Annotated in this window: 14 protein-coding genes; 11 read left to right on the forward strand and 3 right to left on the reverse strand. The window is 66.5% G+C overall.

Translation table 11 applies throughout. The features are described from left to right. Positions 1 to 68 precede the first annotated feature (68 nt). Together MRBLMD1_RS10440 and MRBLMD1_RS10445 are read left to right on the forward strand one after the other, a co-directional pair. Entirely contained in the window at positions 69 to 1,259 is a 1,191-nt protein-coding gene (locus tag MRBLMD1_RS10440) for a trans-sulfuration enzyme family protein (RefSeq protein ID WP_364399272.1), read from the forward strand. A gap of 9 nt (positions 1,260 to 1,268) precedes the next feature. After that, the gene (locus MRBLMD1_RS10445) at positions 1,269 to 1,622 is read left to right on the forward strand and encodes a DUF2516 family protein (protein ID WP_159632915.1); all 354 of its coding nucleotides are present in this window, start codon (positions 1,269 to 1,271) and stop codon (positions 1,620 to 1,622) included. Positions 1,623 to 1,638: 16 nt separating this feature from the next. On the opposite strand, the gene MRBLMD1_RS10450 is transcribed toward MRBLMD1_RS10445, so the two are convergent. After that, entirely contained in the window at positions 1,639 to 2,463 is an 825-nt protein-coding gene (locus MRBLMD1_RS10450) for a class I SAM-dependent methyltransferase (protein WP_364399274.1), read from the reverse strand. Between the two features lie 136 nt (positions 2,464 to 2,599). Between MRBLMD1_RS10450 and MRBLMD1_RS10455 the strand changes: the two genes are divergently transcribed. Next, the gene (locus tag MRBLMD1_RS10455; RefSeq protein WP_159632913.1) at positions 2,600 to 3,346 is read left to right on the forward strand and encodes a phosphoglyceromutase; all 747 of its coding nucleotides are present in this window, start codon (positions 2,600 to 2,602) and stop codon (positions 3,344 to 3,346) included. Positions 3,347 to 3,491: 145 nt separating this feature from the next. Here MRBLMD1_RS10455 and phoU read toward each other — a convergent pair whose 3' ends face one another. Continuing rightward, a complete protein-coding gene (gene phoU / locus MRBLMD1_RS10460) occupies positions 3,492 to 4,154 on the reverse strand; it encodes a phosphate signaling complex protein PhoU (protein ID WP_159632912.1) in 663 nt (220 codons plus the stop codon). A 206-nt stretch (positions 4,155 to 4,360) separates the two neighbouring features. Here phoU and MRBLMD1_RS10465 point away from each other — a divergent pair, with 206 nt between their 5' ends. Both MRBLMD1_RS10465 and MRBLMD1_RS10470 read left to right on the forward strand, forming a co-directional pair. Then, positions 4,361 to 5,620 (forward strand): sensor histidine kinase, encoded by a 1,260-nt coding sequence (locus MRBLMD1_RS10465; RefSeq protein ID WP_275181025.1) that lies wholly within the window; start codon positions 4,361 to 4,363, stop codon positions 5,618 to 5,620. After that, entirely contained in the window at positions 5,617 to 6,297 is a 681-nt protein-coding gene (locus MRBLMD1_RS10470; RefSeq protein ID WP_142119926.1) for a response regulator transcription factor, read from the forward strand. The genes MRBLMD1_RS10465 and MRBLMD1_RS10470 overlap by 4 nt, the downstream gene beginning before the upstream one ends. 80 nt (positions 6,298 to 6,377) lie before the next feature. On the opposite strand, the gene MRBLMD1_RS10475 is transcribed toward MRBLMD1_RS10470, so the two are convergent. Continuing rightward, positions 6,378 to 6,965, reverse strand: coding sequence for a hypothetical protein (locus MRBLMD1_RS10475; RefSeq protein WP_364399340.1), 588 nt, complete (start codon positions 6,963 to 6,965; stop codon positions 6,378 to 6,380). A 271-nt stretch (positions 6,966 to 7,236) separates the two neighbouring features. Here MRBLMD1_RS10475 and MRBLMD1_RS10480 point away from each other — a divergent pair, with 271 nt between their 5' ends. The 6 genes from MRBLMD1_RS10480 to glgX all read left to right on the forward strand — a co-directional run bounded on the left by MRBLMD1_RS10480 (position 7,237) and on the right by glgX (position 13,870). Further along, positions 7,237 to 7,719 (forward strand): CarD family transcriptional regulator, encoded by a 483-nt coding sequence (locus MRBLMD1_RS10480; RefSeq protein ID WP_011690592.1) that lies wholly within the window; start codon positions 7,237 to 7,239, stop codon positions 7,717 to 7,719. A 109-nt stretch (positions 7,720 to 7,828) separates the two neighbouring features. Next, positions 7,829 to 8,611, forward strand: coding sequence for a 2-C-methyl-D-erythritol 4-phosphate cytidylyltransferase (gene ispD / locus MRBLMD1_RS10485; RefSeq protein WP_364399278.1), 783 nt, complete (start codon positions 7,829 to 7,831; stop codon positions 8,609 to 8,611). Beyond that, a complete protein-coding gene (ispF, locus tag MRBLMD1_RS10490; RefSeq protein ID WP_364399280.1) occupies positions 8,608 to 9,114 on the forward strand; it encodes a 2-C-methyl-D-erythritol 2,4-cyclodiphosphate synthase in 507 nt (168 codons plus the stop codon). Before ispD ends, ispF begins: the two co-directional genes overlap by 4 nt. A 31-nt stretch (positions 9,115 to 9,145) precedes the next feature. Next, entirely contained in the window at positions 9,146 to 10,612 is a 1,467-nt protein-coding gene (gene cysS / locus MRBLMD1_RS10495; RefSeq protein WP_159632909.1) for a cysteine--tRNA ligase, read from the forward strand. A 79-nt stretch (positions 10,613 to 10,691) separates the two neighbouring features. Further along, the gene (gene rlmB / locus MRBLMD1_RS10500) at positions 10,692 to 11,681 is read left to right on the forward strand and encodes a 23S rRNA (guanosine(2251)-2'-O)-methyltransferase RlmB (protein ID WP_159632908.1); all 990 of its coding nucleotides are present in this window, start codon (positions 10,692 to 10,694) and stop codon (positions 11,679 to 11,681) included. 89 nt (positions 11,682 to 11,770) lie between these two features. Then, complete coding sequence (gene glgX, locus MRBLMD1_RS10505; RefSeq protein WP_364399283.1) at positions 11,771 to 13,870, forward strand: glycogen debranching protein GlgX; 2,100 nt, start codon at positions 11,771 to 11,773, stop codon at positions 13,868 to 13,870. Positions 13,871 to 13,887 lie beyond the last annotated feature (17 nt).

The raw sequence follows: 13,887 nt of genomic DNA on the forward strand, positions 1-13,887 counted from the left end.
GATGGACCGGCGTCCACAAAGCGACATTACTTTTCCGCCCGATTGGACCGAACAGTACGCTTTTGACCATGAGTCTTTCCGAGCACCAGGCCGCGTCCCTTTCACCCGAGACGGTGGTGGTGGCAGCGGGACGTCCGCCACGGGAAAGGGACCAGCCGGTCAATCCTCCCATCACCCTTTCCTCCACCTATTTCGGGACCGGCCCGCTCGGTGACGGGGACCGGGGCTACGGCCGCTACTCCAACCCCACCTGGGACCCCTTCGAGGAAGCTCTTGGCCAGCTTGAGGGGGCCGCGCTTCCGGGCCTGCTCTACGCATCGGGCCTGGCGGCGGTCAGCTCGGCACTGTCCCTGATTCCCGCCGGCGGCGTGCTGGTCATGCCCAACCACAGCTACTCCGGCTCCCTGGTCATGGCCACGGAACTCGCGCAGAAAGGCTTCATCGAACTGCGGACCGTGGACATTGCCGATACCGATGCGGTCAAGGACGCCCTCGCTTCAAAAGGCCCGGCGGGGAAAGCCGCCGCAATGTTGTGGCTGGAGAGCCCCACCAACCCCATGCTGGGTATCGCTGACATGACCGCCGTCGCGGAGGCCGCGCATGAGGCCGGCGCAATCGTCGTCACGGACAATACGTTCTCCACGCCCCTGGTCCAGCAGCCCCTGCTGCTGGGATCCGACGTCGTCCTGCATTCGGTGACGAAGTACCTGGCCGGGCACTCCGACGTCGTCCTCGGTGCGCTGGTCACCTCCGACCCGGAAATCCGCTCCGCACTGCTGCACCACCGCATCATCCACGGCGCCATCGCCGGGCCGTTTGAGGCGTGGCTGGCCCTGCGCGGGCTGCGGACCCTCGCGCTGCGCGTGGAGCGGTCCCAGGAATCGGCCATGATCCTGGCGGAACGCCTTGCCGCGCACCCCGCCATTGAGTCCATCCGGTTCCCGGGCCTCGATACCGATCCGGGCCATGCCCGCGCCAAAGCGCAGATGAAGGGATTCGGTTCCATCATCTGCGTGCAGGTGGCGCCCGCAGCAGGGCTCAGCGGTGCCGACGCTGCGGACAAGCTGGTGGAGGCACTGGATCTTTGGCTCCCCGCCACGTCCCTGGGCGGTGTCGAGTCCCTCATCGAACGCCGGCGCCGCCACACAGCCGAACCCGCCAGCGTCCCCGAGAACCTGGTGCGGCTGAGCGTCGGGGTGGAGAGTGTCGAAGACCTTTGGGCTGACCTGAAGCAGGCGCTGAACACGCTGGACGGCTAGGCTGGGCTTGTGGACGGTCGAATAATAATCAGTTACATAGAGCAGGCAGTGTTCTTCATCCTCGGCCTGGTGGCCCTGGGGCTTGAGCTCTGGGCGTTCGTGGACTGTGCCCGGCACCGGCCCAACGCCTTCGAAGCCACCGGCAAGCGGACCAAGACGTTCTGGCTCGCCCTTACCGGCGGGTCGGCCCTGATTGGCGTAATTTCGCTGTTCGGCGCCGGCGGAGGCCTCTTCAGCACCCTTGGCCTGTTCGGACTGGCCGCGGTTGTCGCAGCCTCCGTCTACCTGGCCGACGTCCGTCCCGCCGTTAAGGACGCAGGTCGCGGCGGCAGCCGCAACATGGGCCCTTACGGTCCCTGGTGATCCGCCCCGGCAGGGCCTAAACCTGGGGGGCCACTGCCTCCCAGTCCACCGTCAGCTCCCCAAGGCGCCACCGGGCGGGGCCGTCCTGGACCGGCCACCCGGCCGCGCGCAGGCTGCGGCACATGCCAACCCAGCGCTGCCTGTTGCCGAATGAGGCCAGCGGTGCGCTCTCAAGCCATGCCCGGTCCATCGCCTGCATGAAGGCATGAACCGGTTCTCCGGGGATGTTCCGGTGGATGAGGGCCTTGGGAAGCCGTTCGGCCACTTCCGACGGCAGCTCGAAGCTGCCGAAACGGACCGAAATACTCAGGGACAGCGGCCGGTCCCGGTCCAGCGCCACCCAGGTGACGCGCCGTCCGATTTCGTCGCAGGTGCCGTCCACGAACAAACCGCCGGGGGACAGCCGGTCCTGCACCAGCCGCCAGATACCCTGTACGTCGGCTTCCTCATATTGCCGCAGGACATTGAACGCACGGACCAGGACGGGGCGCCCGGGAACGGGCAGTTCAAAGCCACCCACCTGGAAGGTCAGTCCGGGACGCTGCAGCGGAAGGGCCGCCCGCACGCGCGCGGGGTCAATTTCAATCCCGCAGACCCGCACGTCCGGCCGGATGGCGGCGAGCCTTTCATAAAGTTCGACGGCGGTGGCCGGCGTCGCGCCATAGCCCAGGTCAACCACCAGGGGGTCCGCCGCGGACCGGAGCCGCCAGGCCTGCGGTCCCGTCAGCCAGCGGTCCACCCGGCGCATCCTGTTGGGGTTGGTGGTGCCGCGGGTCACGTTGCCAACCGGCCGGCCCTGCCTGGCGGGGGACGTCCTCCCGGAAAGTTGCGGGGCGTTCACCCGTTCAGCCTTTTGAACCACTGCCCAACCCTATCCCTTGCCTCCGGGCCGGTGTCCTGCGGGTACCCCCGGGGCTTCCGGCAGGAGCCATGTAACGCTGGGCGGGCGGCAACACTGCTCGGCTAGGATGAAAATCATGACTTACAAGCTGATTCTGCTGCGCCACGGCCACAGCGAATGGAACGCCAAGAACCTGTTCACCGGCTGGGTGGACGTTGACCTGAACGACCAGGGCCGCGCGGAAGCAGCGCGTGGCGGCGAGCTGCTGGTGGAAAACAATATCCTCCCGGATGTGCTCTACACGTCCCTGCTGAAGCGGGCCATCAATACCGCAAACATTGCCCTGGACAAGGCCGACCGCGGCTGGATTCCGGTCAAGCGCGACTGGCGCCTGAACGAACGCCACTACGGTGCGCTGCAGGGCAAGGACAAGGCCCAGACCCTGGCCGAATACGGTGAAGAGCAGTTCATGGAGTGGCGCCGTTCCTACGACACCCCGCCGCCGCCCCTGGACGACAACAGCGAATTCAGCCAGGCCCACGACCCCCGCTACGCGGATCTGGGCGACGCCCTTCCGCGCACCGAGTGCCTGAAGGACGTCCTGGTGCGGCTCCTGCCCTACTGGGAATCGGACATCAAGGAAGACCTCAAGGCCGGCAAGACCGTCCTGGTCACCGCGCACGGCAACTCGCTCCGCGCGCTGGTCAAGCACCTGGACGGCATCAGCGATGAGGCCATCGCCGGCCTGAACATCCCCACGGGCATCCCGCTGGTGTACGACCTCGACGAAAACTTCCAGCCGATCAAGCCCGGCGGCACCTACCTCGATCCCGAGGCCGCCGAGCAGGCCATCCTGGCAGTCGCCAACCAGGGCAAGAAATAAGACTTCGCGGTTCTTCGCCGGGTGCTCGGTCGTTCCTCCCTTAGACGCACTCCGGCCGAAGAACGCGCTGCGTCAAAAGTGAAACGACGACGGCGGGCTGGTCACCTCAGGTGACCAGCCCGCCGTCGTACTCCGCGGTTTTTGTTTAGCTGTGTTCGGTGGCGTTCGGCTGCCACGCGCCGGTCACCAGGTAGGTCACCTTCTGCGCGACGGAAACACCGTGGTCTGCGAAGCGCTCGAAGTAGCGGCTGGCCAGGGCAACATCCACCGTGGTGGCGGGGGACTCCGACCACTCGGGGGCAGCGATGGCCTTGAAGACGCTCAAGTGCAGATCGTTGATGGCCGTGTTCGCCTTGAGGATGTCCCGGGCCACCTCGAGGTCGCGGCTTTCCAGCAGGACCGTCAGCTTGTCGGCGATCTCCTGGTCCAGCTCCGCCATCCGGTTGAAGGTCTCCGTCATGGACGCCGGAATCACCGTGGAGGGGTACCGGAGGCGGGCCAGCTGTGCGATATGGCGCGCCAGGTCACCCATCCGCTCCAGGGATGCGCTCATCCGGAGGGAACCCACGATCATGCGCAGGTCGCTGGCGACAGGACCCTGCAGCGCCAGGATGTCGATGGCCCGCTCATCGAGGCTGTTCTGCAGGAAGTCAATGCGCGCATCCGCAGCGATGACATCCTGGGCGAGGTCCACGTCCGCCACCTGGAACGAGGTGGTGGCTTTGTCCATCGCTTCGCTGACCAGCCGGGAGATCTCCACCAGCTGGTCACCAACCTGGGTGAGTTCTTCCTGAAAAACCTTACGCACTTAGGGCGTCCTTTCCTTGGAACTCCCGCCGGCCGCTCCAGGGCAGCAGGAATCGTGTCGCCGTTGGGCGCTCTGACCTCTAACTTTGTCATCGCCCGGTAAACGATTATGCCCACACAGGTGAACGTTAGTTGAACCGTTCGCGGTTAGTGCCTTGAGTCGGCTGGAGGCGCCGGGCAAGAGCATAAAGTGGAGCTGTGGATCCTATGCTCATTGGTCTGGTTGCCGGCCTTATCGGCCTGGCGCTTGGCACGTTCGGCGTGCTTGCCTACCGGGTCAGCGAGAAGCAGCGCGAACTGCTGGACGTCGATGCCGAAGAGATTGCCCTGCCGGCGGGAGCCGCGGAGGTGCTCGCCGTCGTCGGACGGGCCTTCGTGGTGCTGGACGACGTCGACGGCGTGGTCCGCGCCAGCCCCGCGGCCTACGCGTACGGCCTGGTCCGCGGGCACACCGTCGTGCACAAGGAACTCCTGGACATGACCGCGGGGGTCCGGCGGGACGGCGTCATCCTGGAAAAACAGCTCGAGCTTCCGCGTGGACCGCTGGGACAAGGCACCATCATCGTCCAGGTCCGGGCCGCCATGCTGGGTGAGGAATACATCCTCCTCCTGGCTGACGACAGGACCGAGATCACCCGGACAGAAGAGATCCGCAACGACTTCGTGGCCAACGTGTCGCACGAACTGAAGACCCCGGTGGGCGCCATCTCCCTGCTGGCGGAGGCCCTGGAGTCCTCCGCCGACGACGAAGAAGCTGTGCGCCGCTTCGCCAAGCGCATGCACAAGGAATCCGCACGCCTGGCCGCCCTGGTCCAGGACATCATTGAACTTTCCCGCCTGCAGGGCGCCAGCGTGACGCAGCAGGGCGGCCCCGTGGACATCAACGCCGTCATCGCCGAAGCCGTGGACCGGTCCCAGCTGCCCGCCGAAAGCAAGAACATCAGCATCGTGGTGGGCGGCCGCACCGAAGGCAAGGTGTTCGGTGACCAGGACCTCCTGGTCACCGCACTGCGGAACCTCATCGACAATGCCATTCGCTACTCGCCCCCGAACACCCGCGTTGGCATCGGCGTCCGGTCCCGGGACGGCCTGGTCTCCATCTCCGTGACCGACCAGGGGGACGGGCTCTCGCCGGAGGACCAGGAACGCGTCTTCGAGCGCTTCTACCGGGTGGATGCCGCCCGCTCCCGCCAGACGGGCGGCACGGGCCTTGGCCTGAGCATCGTCAAGCACGTGGCATCGAACCATGGCGGCGAGGTGACGCTGTGGTCCCAGCCCGGGCAGGGATCCACCTTCACCCTCCGGCTGCCCGAGATGGAAGGGCAGGACGGCGACGCCGGGCTGTCCCTTTCCGCCGCAACGGCACCTGCACCGGCTCCGGGGCCGGCGCACGGGGCGCCCGAACAGGCCACCCTGACCCAAGTACCCCGCGCCGCCGGCGCAACAGAACGAGGAGCTAGCGCTTGAGCAGGATTTTGATTGTTGAGGACGAGGAGTCGTTCAGCGATCCCTTGTCCTATTTGCTGGGCAAAGAAGGGTTCGAGGTTGAGGTGGTGGACAACGGGCTGGACGCCATTACCGAATTCGACCGCAACGGCGCCGACCTGGTGCTGCTGGACCTGCAGCTCCCCGGGCTTTCCGGCACGGAGGTGTGCCGCCAGCTCCGGCAGCGCTCCAGCGTCCCCGTGATCATGCTGACCGCCAAGGACTCGGAAATCGACAAAGTGGTGGGCCTGGAACTCGGCGCCGACGACTACGTCACCAAGCCCTACTCATCCCGTGAACTGGTGGCCCGCGTCCGGGCTGTCCTGCGGCGCCAGGGAGAACCTGAGGAACTGATCTCCGCCACGGTCCAGGCCGGGCCCGTCCGCATGGACATTGAACGGCACGTGGTGAGCGTGGACGGCGAGCAGGTCCTCCTTCCCCTGAAGGAGTTCGAGCTTCTGGAGATGCTCTTGCGCAACTCGGGCCGGGTGCTCACGCGCGGGCAGCTGATCGACCGTGTGTGGGGCTCGGACTACGTTGGCGACACCAAGACCCTGGACGTCCATGTGAAGCGCCTCCGCGGCAAGATCGAGCCGGACCCCTCGGCCCCCCGTTACCTGGTGACTGTCCGCGGCCTCGGCTACAAGTTCGAGCCGTAAGGCAGCATCGCCAAATACCGCAAAAAGGGAGGAGCCGCATGGCTCCTCCCTTTTGGTGTCCGCTGCTTGCAGCGCCCGCTTTAGCGGGTGGTGGCGGTTGCCGTTGCCGTGGCGCCGGAGGTTGCGCCGGCGGAGGACGTTGCGCCCGCACCTGCGGAAGAAGAGGACGACGGCGTGGGCGTCGCCGAGGGGCTCGGGGTGGGGACGTAGTCCTTGTACTCCTGCAGGGTGGCGTCCAGGACGGGAACCTTGACCGTGCTGCTGACGTTGGTGCCGTTCTCGCTGATCTTGACGTCCACCAGGGAGCCCGGCTTGCCGCCGGTGGTGCTCAGGATGGCCGCGTCGGTCTTCTCGGTCAGCATGGTGGAGGAGTTGGCCTTCACCGAGACCTCGGTCTGTGAGCCCTTCGCGCCGTTGACGGTCAGCTTCACGTCCTTGGAGGAGGAGTTGTAGACGGCACCGATCAGGCGGCCGGGCTCGTTCTCGCCGGTGGAGACGATGAGGATGTTCCGCAGCTGCAGCGGACCGAGGTCTGCGCGGATGCCGTCCGAGGCGGCGTACTGATGGCTGGTCTGCTGGGGCGTGATGTAACCGCAGCCCGCGGTCAGCAGGCTGGCGCCAAGGGCAGCAGCCGTCAGTGCCAGTTTGCCGCGCTGGGCCCGGTTCATCGCAGTGGAACGCACGTCACGTACTCCTCGAGAAATTTGAAGTCTTTTTCAGCCATAGCCTATCGGCAAAGAGGGGCAAACGAGGATTCGGCGGTGTCACATCCCCCGTGGGAGCGCTCACCTGATGCACTAATCAGCGCATCCGTCAAGGGGGTGGAGGGGGTTGATTGGGCCGTTTTCCCCCGTATTTTCGCGGTTGGGAGCCCTTTCTCCGGCCGGTCATATGCCTGAATCGTGATAAACTGGTCTGCGGGAAAGGGGAAATGTCCACATGGTATTTGAGGTCGGCGAGACAGTAGTTTACCCTCACCACGGTGCTGCGAAGATTGAAGAAATCAAGATGCGCACCATCAAGGGCGAAGAGAAGATGTATCTCAAGCTCAAGGTGGCTCAGGGTGATCTGACCATTGAAGTTCCAGCAGAGAACGTTGACCTTGTTGGGGTCCGGGACGTAGTGGGCAAGGAAGGCCTGGAGCACGTGTTCGATGTGCTCCGCGCCGAGTTCACCGAGGAGCCCACCAACTGGTCACGCAGGTACAAGGCAAATCTGGAGAAGCTTGCTTCCGGTGACGTCATCAAGGTGGCAGAGGTTGTTCGCGACCTGTGGCGCCGGGATCACGACCGGGGCCTTTCCGCAGGCGAGAAGCGAATGCTGGCCAAGGCCCGCCAGATTCTGATTTCAGAACTGGCGCTGGCTGAAAAGACCGACGAGGAGAAGGCTGCAAGCGTTCTCGACGAGGTCCTGGCTTCCTAAGAATTTAGCCCCGGCTGCACGCAAGTGCCGCCGGGGCTTCTTTTTTTGGGCCCACCGCGGCGGTGCCTAAATCGCCCATCGGAAGTGGCGGCGTCGTAGGCTAGTCCGCATGAGTGAATCACCCACGCGCCTGGTCACAGCGGTCATCGTGGTTGCCGCAGGTTCCGGGCAGCGCCTCGGCTACGGCATGCCCAAGGCAGCCGTTCCGCTGGGCGGAGAACCAATCCTGATGCATGCCCTGCGCGGCATTGTCGCGTCCGGTGTGGCCACCCAGGTGTGCGTCGCGCTGCCCGCCGGCGACCAGGACCTGCGCCGGCTGTGCGACGACTTCCGGGAGGAACTTGCCGACGGCGGCCCCCTCCTGACCGTTGTCGACGGCGGATCCACCAGGGCCGGGTCCGTGCGCGCCGGAATCGCCGCACTCATGGACGGCATCGAGGCCGTCCTGGTCCATGACGCCGCACGGGCCCTCACCCCCGAATCCGTCTTCCACCGCGTCAGCGACTCCCTCGTTGCCGGCGCCGCCGCGGTCATTCCCGTGCTCCCGGTGGTGGACACGGTCAAAACCGTGGCGGCCACGGCCGGCGATGACACGGCGCTTGCCCCCGAGGTCGTCACGGGGACCGCCCGGCGCGAGGAACTGCGGGCAGTGCAGACTCCGCAGGGCTTCACGATCGGCACCCTGCTGAAGGCGCACGAGGCGGCGCAGGGCCTGGACGGCCAGCAGGCCGCAGCGGTCACCGATGACGCGATGCTCGTGGAGATGCTGGGTACCCCGGTCCATGCAGTCCGCGGGTCCACACAATCCCTGAAGATCACCACCCCCCTGGACCTCATCTTCGCCGAAGGGCTCCTTGAGGGTCCGCTTGGTGCCCGCTGGGTGGAAGGATGAGCCCGGACGTGGTCCTTCCGCGCACGGGCGTGGGAATCGATGTCCATGCGTACGCCCCGGAGGACTCCCCCCGACCGCTGTGGCTCGGCGGCCTCCACTGGCCCGGCGAACGCGGCCTCGCCGGACACTCCGACGGCGACGCCGTGGCCCATGCCGCCGCTGACGCCTTGTTTTCGGCCGCCGGCATCGGCGACCTCGGCACCCACTTCGGTACGGACCGTCCGGAATTCGCCGGAGCGTCCGGTGCCACCCTCCTCGCCGAGGCCGCACGGATCGTCAGGGCGGCCGGGTTCGAGATCGGCAACGTGGCCGTGCAGTTCGTGGCCAACCGACCCAAGTTCGGGCCCCGCCGGGAAGAGTCGCAAAAGGTCCTGAGCGAGGCGGCAGGCGCCCACGTCGGCGTCACCGCAACCACCAGTGACGGCCTGGGATTCACCGGGCGCGGGGAGGGCATCTCCGCCGTAGCCACCGCCCTGGTGTATCCGCAGCCCCTACGCCCGTGAGGTGGCCGGGCCCATCAGTTAGTCTGGAGCGGTGACCCTGCGCTTCTATGACACTGCCTCCGCCGAAGTCCGGAACTTCGTCCCCCTCGTCGAGGGCAAGGTCAGCCTCTACTACTGCGGAGCCACGGTCCAGGGGATGCCGCACGTCGGCCACATCCGCTCAGCCATCGCGTTCGACCAGCTCACCCGCTGGCTGCAGTACCGGGGCCTGCGCGTCACGGTTGTCCGCAACGTGACGGACATTGACGACAAGATCCTGGCCAAGTCCGAGGCCTCCTTCGCCCCCGGTTTCAGCCCGGAACCCGGAGAAGTAGCCGGCGAAGAATGGTGGGCCCTGGCGTACCGCTACGAGCAGGAGTTCCTGAAGGCCTACGACACCCTCGGTGTTTCGCGCCCCACCTACGAACCCAGGGCCACCGGCCACATTCCGGAGATGCACGCCCTGATCCAGCAGCTGATCGACCGCGGCCACGCCTACCCGGCCCTGGATGACTCGGGCGACGTGTACTTCGACGTCCGCTCCTGGAACAAGTACGGCGCGTTGACCCGGCAGAACATCGACGACATGCAGGCAGCGCCCGACGCCGATCCCCGAGGCAAGAAGGACCCCCGCGACTTTGCGCTGTGGAAGGGTTCCAAAGAAGGAGAGCCGGCCACCGCCAGCTGGTCCTCGCCCTGGGGTAACGGACGGCCCGGCTGGCACCTTGAGTGCTCCGCAATGGTCACCAAGTACCTCGGCACCGCCTTCGATATCCATGGCGGCGGACTGGACCTGCGGTTCCCGCACCACGAAAACGAGATGGCGCAGTCGCAGGCGGCCGGACACCCGTTCGCCAACTTCTGGATGCACAACGGCATGGTGACCTACCAGGGCGAAAAGATGTCCAAGTCCATTGGCAACACGATCAGCCCGGCGGAAATGCTGGAACTCGCCCCGCCCCGCGTAGTCCGCTACTACCTGGGGCAGGCGCACTACCGGTCCATCCTGGACTACCGCCCGACGTCCCTGCAGGAGGCCGCCGCCGCCGTCGAACGCATTGACGGATTCCTGGCCAAGGCTGCGGCGCGCTTCGACGGCGACACGGGCCTCGCGGACGGCCCCCACGGTTCATCGTCCGCAGCCGTGGATGCCTTCTGCGAAGCAATGGATGACGACCTCAACGTCCCGCGCGCCCTGGCCGCCCTGCACGAAACCGTCAGGGCGGGCAACACAGCCCTGGCCGAGGGTGACGACGACGCCGCCCGGAACGCGATGCACGCCGTCATCCTCATGACCGGGGTCCTGGGCCTGAACGCCGTGGCAGGCTCCGCGGCGGTGAGCACGCGTGAAGCCGAGGCGCTGGGCGTTCTGGTGGAGGCGCAGCTGTCCGCCCGGGCGGCTGCCCGCGCCGACAAGGACTGGGCAAGGTCCGATGCCATCCGGGACACCCTCAACCAAGCCGGGGTCGTCGTGGAGGACGGCCCGGACGGCGCCACCTGGAGCCTCAAGCGGGACTGAACAGGCCGCTGCCCCCGATTTTTTTCGGGTCAGTAGACTGGTATGCAGATTCAGTCAGCACAATCAAGGGTGGAACATCATGGCCAACAATGGTCGCCGATCGGTTAAAGCGAAGAAGGGCCCAACCGTCGGAACCGGTGGCCATGGCCGCAAGGCCCTCGAGGGCAAGGGCCCCACGCCCAAAGCCGAGGACCGCGTGTACCACAAGGCGCACAAGGCACGGCAGCTTTCCGAGCGGTCCGCTGCGAAGCGCGGGACCGGTGCCCGCAGCGCCGGCGCCGCCAAGTCCGGCCCCAAGGGCCGTGCCACCGAGGAAGTAGTCACCGGGCGCAACTCCGTGGTCGAGGCGCTCCGCGCCGGCATCCCCGCGAAGGCCCTCCACGTTGCCATCCGCATCGAAATGGACGACCGGGTCAAGGAATCCCTGAAGCTCGCCGCCGAACGCGGCATTCCGCTGCTGGAGACGGGCAAGCCTGAACTGGACCGGATGACGGATGACGCCGTCCACCAGGGCCTGGTGCTGCAGATCCCGCCCTACGAGTACCTGGACGCCTACGAGCTGGCCGAGGAAACCGTGGACAAGTGGAAGAAGGGGCACATCGCCAACGCGCCGCTCTTCGTGGCCCTGGACGGCATCACCGACCCCCGGAACCTGGGTGCGATCATCCGCTCCGTCTCCGCCTTCAGCGGCCACGGCGTCATCGTGCCCGAGCGCCGTTCCGTGGGCGTTACCGCCTCGGCCTGGAAAACCAGCGCCGGCGCGGCCGTCCGCGTGCCCGTGGCCCGCGCCTCCAACCTGAACAACGCCCTCAAGCAGTTCAAGACCATGGGCATCTATGTCCTGGGGCTCGACGGCGACGGCGACGTTTCACTGCCCGATCTCACCCTGGCCACCGAACCGGTGTGCATCGTGGTGGGCTCGGAAGGGAAGGGCCTGAGCCGCCTGGTGCGGGAAAACTGCGACCAGATCGTCTCCATCCCCATCGATTCCGCCATGGAATCCCTGAACGCTTCGATGGCTGTGGGAATCTCGCTGTACGAGGTCTCCCGCCAGCGCGCGGCCGGATAGTTTCACCGGTCCGTAATCCGCGGGTGGGTTCCCGGCGCCGCAGGCGCGTATGGGCAGGTCAAGTGCCGCTGACCGCTACTATTTAGGTGATGGTCATGCCGCTTTTCGACACCGCTTCCACCATGGACGCCTCCACGGCAGTTCCCCTCGGTGTCAGCGTCCCGCGCGCTGATTCCGGCGGTACCCGCCACCACGCCGGCGGACGCGCCAACGTTGCCTGCTTCGCCCCCGGCGTCGCCAGCCTGGACATCGCCTACTGCCCTCCCGGCGGCCAATGGCGGACCCAGACCCTGCCCAACGTCACCAAGGGGGTCCACCACGGCATCGTGGAGGAGCTGCCCTACGGATCGCGCTACGGCTTCCGCCCGACGTCGGACAGCCAGCCGTTGCCGCCGGAGCTTCCGGCAGTCAACGGTTCCGCCCGCCAGCCCCTGCTGCTGGACCCGTACGGCAGGGGAGTGGACCAGCAGGAGGGCTTCCTCACCAGCGTCCGCACCGCCGTCGACTTCGACTGGGAAACAGACGAACGGCTGCGCCTGCCCTGGCGCAACACGATCGTCTATGAGGCGCATGTCCGCGGCCAGAGCATGCTCCACCCCGACGTACCGGAAGAACTCAGGGGCACCTACGCCGGCCTGGCCCACCCTGCCGTCGTGGAGCACCTCACGGGCCTGGGCATCACCTCCGTCCAGCTCCTGCCCGTCCACTTCCACACTGATGAGCCACACCTGCAGGACCTGGGACTGAGCAACTACTGGGGCTACAACACCGCCGCGTTCTTTGCCCCGCACCCCGGCTACGCCACCCGCGCGGCCCAGGAAGCGGGCCCCCAGGCGGTCCAGGACGAGTTCAAGGCCATGGTGAAGGCACTGCACGGCGCCGGGCTGGAGGTCATCCTCGACGTCGTGTACAACCACACTGCCGAAGGGACGCCGGACGGCCAGGTCCTGAGCTTCCGCGGCCTGGGGGAGGACACTTACTACCGGGTGGACGGCCACGGCAAGTACATCGACACCACCGGCTGCGGCAACTCCCTCAACTTCGGAAACCAGCACGTGGTCCAGCTGGTGACCGACTCCCTCCGGTACTGGGTGGACGAGTTCCACATCGACGGTTTCCGGTTCGACCTGGCAGTCACGCTGTGCCGCAACGCCGCGAACGAGTTCGACCCCCATCACCCTTTCCTCACCGCCGTCGCCGCCGATCCCGTTCTGTCCGGGGTCAAGTTGATTGCCGAACCCTGGGACATTGGCTACGGAGGCTGGCAGACGGGCCGGTTCCCCCGGGGGTGGGTCGACTGGAACGACCACTTCCGCGACGCTGTCCGGACCTTCTGGCTGGCAGACCGCGCAGCCATCGACTCCGGCGGGCACGGCGGGACCATGGCGAAACTCGCCGACGCGCTGTCCGGCTCCGCAGGCCTCTTCCAGGCGTCCGGCCGCTCGCGCCTGGCCTCGGTCAACTTCGTCACCGCCCATGACGGCTTCACCATGAACGATCTCGTGTCCTTCGACCGCAAGCACAACGAGGCCAACGGCGAAGAGAACAGGGACGGGCACGGAGACAACCGCAGCTACAACCACGGCGTGGAGGGCCCCACTGAGAACAGCGCCATCCTGGCACAGCGTGCGCAGTCGCGGCGTAACCTGATGGCCTCGCTGATGGTTTCGCTCGGAGTTCCCATGATTACTGCCGGGGACGAGCTGGCCAGGACCCAGCACGGGAACAACAACGCCTACTGCCAGGACAATGCCATCACGTGGCTGGACTGGACGCTGACACCGGAGGCGCACGAGATGTTGCGCAGCACCAAGCGGTACATCCGGTTGCGCAAGGAGTTCCTCGCCGCCCAGCCGCATGATTTCCCGGTCCGGGATGAACAGTCCTACCTGTACTGGTTCGACCAGCACGGCCAGCCCATGTCCAATGAGCGCTGGAACGATCCGCATCACCGCGTCCTGCAGCTCCTGCTCCGCGACGACGGCGGCGACCTTGCCGGGCTGGTGGTGGTCAATGGCAGCGCGCGGGACGTCCAGGTGACCCTGCCCGACGCCGGAAGGCCGGCTCCGAGCCTGTTCGAGCTCCGGCTGACCACCTCGCCCCGCCACAAGCAGCGGCAGGGCATCCAGGTGGCTGCAGGAGACATCGACCTGGCCGAGGCCAACTCCATCAGCATTTACCGCACGTAGCTACAGCACCACCAGAC

It is taken from the genome of Pseudarthrobacter sp. LMD1-1-1.1 (assembly GCF_040676255.1).
Classification (GTDB): domain Bacteria; phylum Actinomycetota; class Actinomycetes; order Actinomycetales; family Micrococcaceae; genus Arthrobacter.

Bases quoted from the DNA above. Each gene is read 5' to 3' on its own strand.
- MRBLMD1_RS10440 (WP_364399272.1), top strand. From the start codon at position 69: ATGAGTCTTTCCGAGCACCAGGCCGCGTCCCTTTCACCCGAGACGGTG.
- glgX (WP_364399283.1), top strand. From the start codon at position 11,771: ATGGTCATGCCGCTTTTCGACACCGCTTCCACCATGGACGCCTCCACG.
- ispF (WP_364399280.1), top strand. From the start codon at position 8,608: ATGAGCCCGGACGTGGTCCTTCCGCGCACGGGCGTGGGAATCGATGTC.
- ispD (WP_364399278.1), top strand. From the start codon at position 7,829: ATGAGTGAATCACCCACGCGCCTGGTCACAGCGGTCATCGTGGTTGCC.
- MRBLMD1_RS10465 (WP_275181025.1), top strand. From the start codon at position 4,361: ATGCTCATTGGTCTGGTTGCCGGCCTTATCGGCCTGGCGCTTGGCACG.
- rlmB (WP_159632908.1), top strand. From the start codon at position 10,692: ATGGCCAACAATGGTCGCCGATCGGTTAAAGCGAAGAAGGGCCCAACC.
- MRBLMD1_RS10480 (WP_011690592.1), top strand. From the start codon at position 7,237: ATGGTATTTGAGGTCGGCGAGACAGTAGTTTACCCTCACCACGGTGCT.
- MRBLMD1_RS10455 (WP_159632913.1), top strand. From the start codon at position 2,600: ATGACTTACAAGCTGATTCTGCTGCGCCACGGCCACAGCGAATGGAAC.
- MRBLMD1_RS10475 (WP_364399340.1), bottom strand. From the start codon at position 6,965: ATGAACCGGGCCCAGCGCGGCAAACTGGCACTGACGGCTGCTGCCCTT.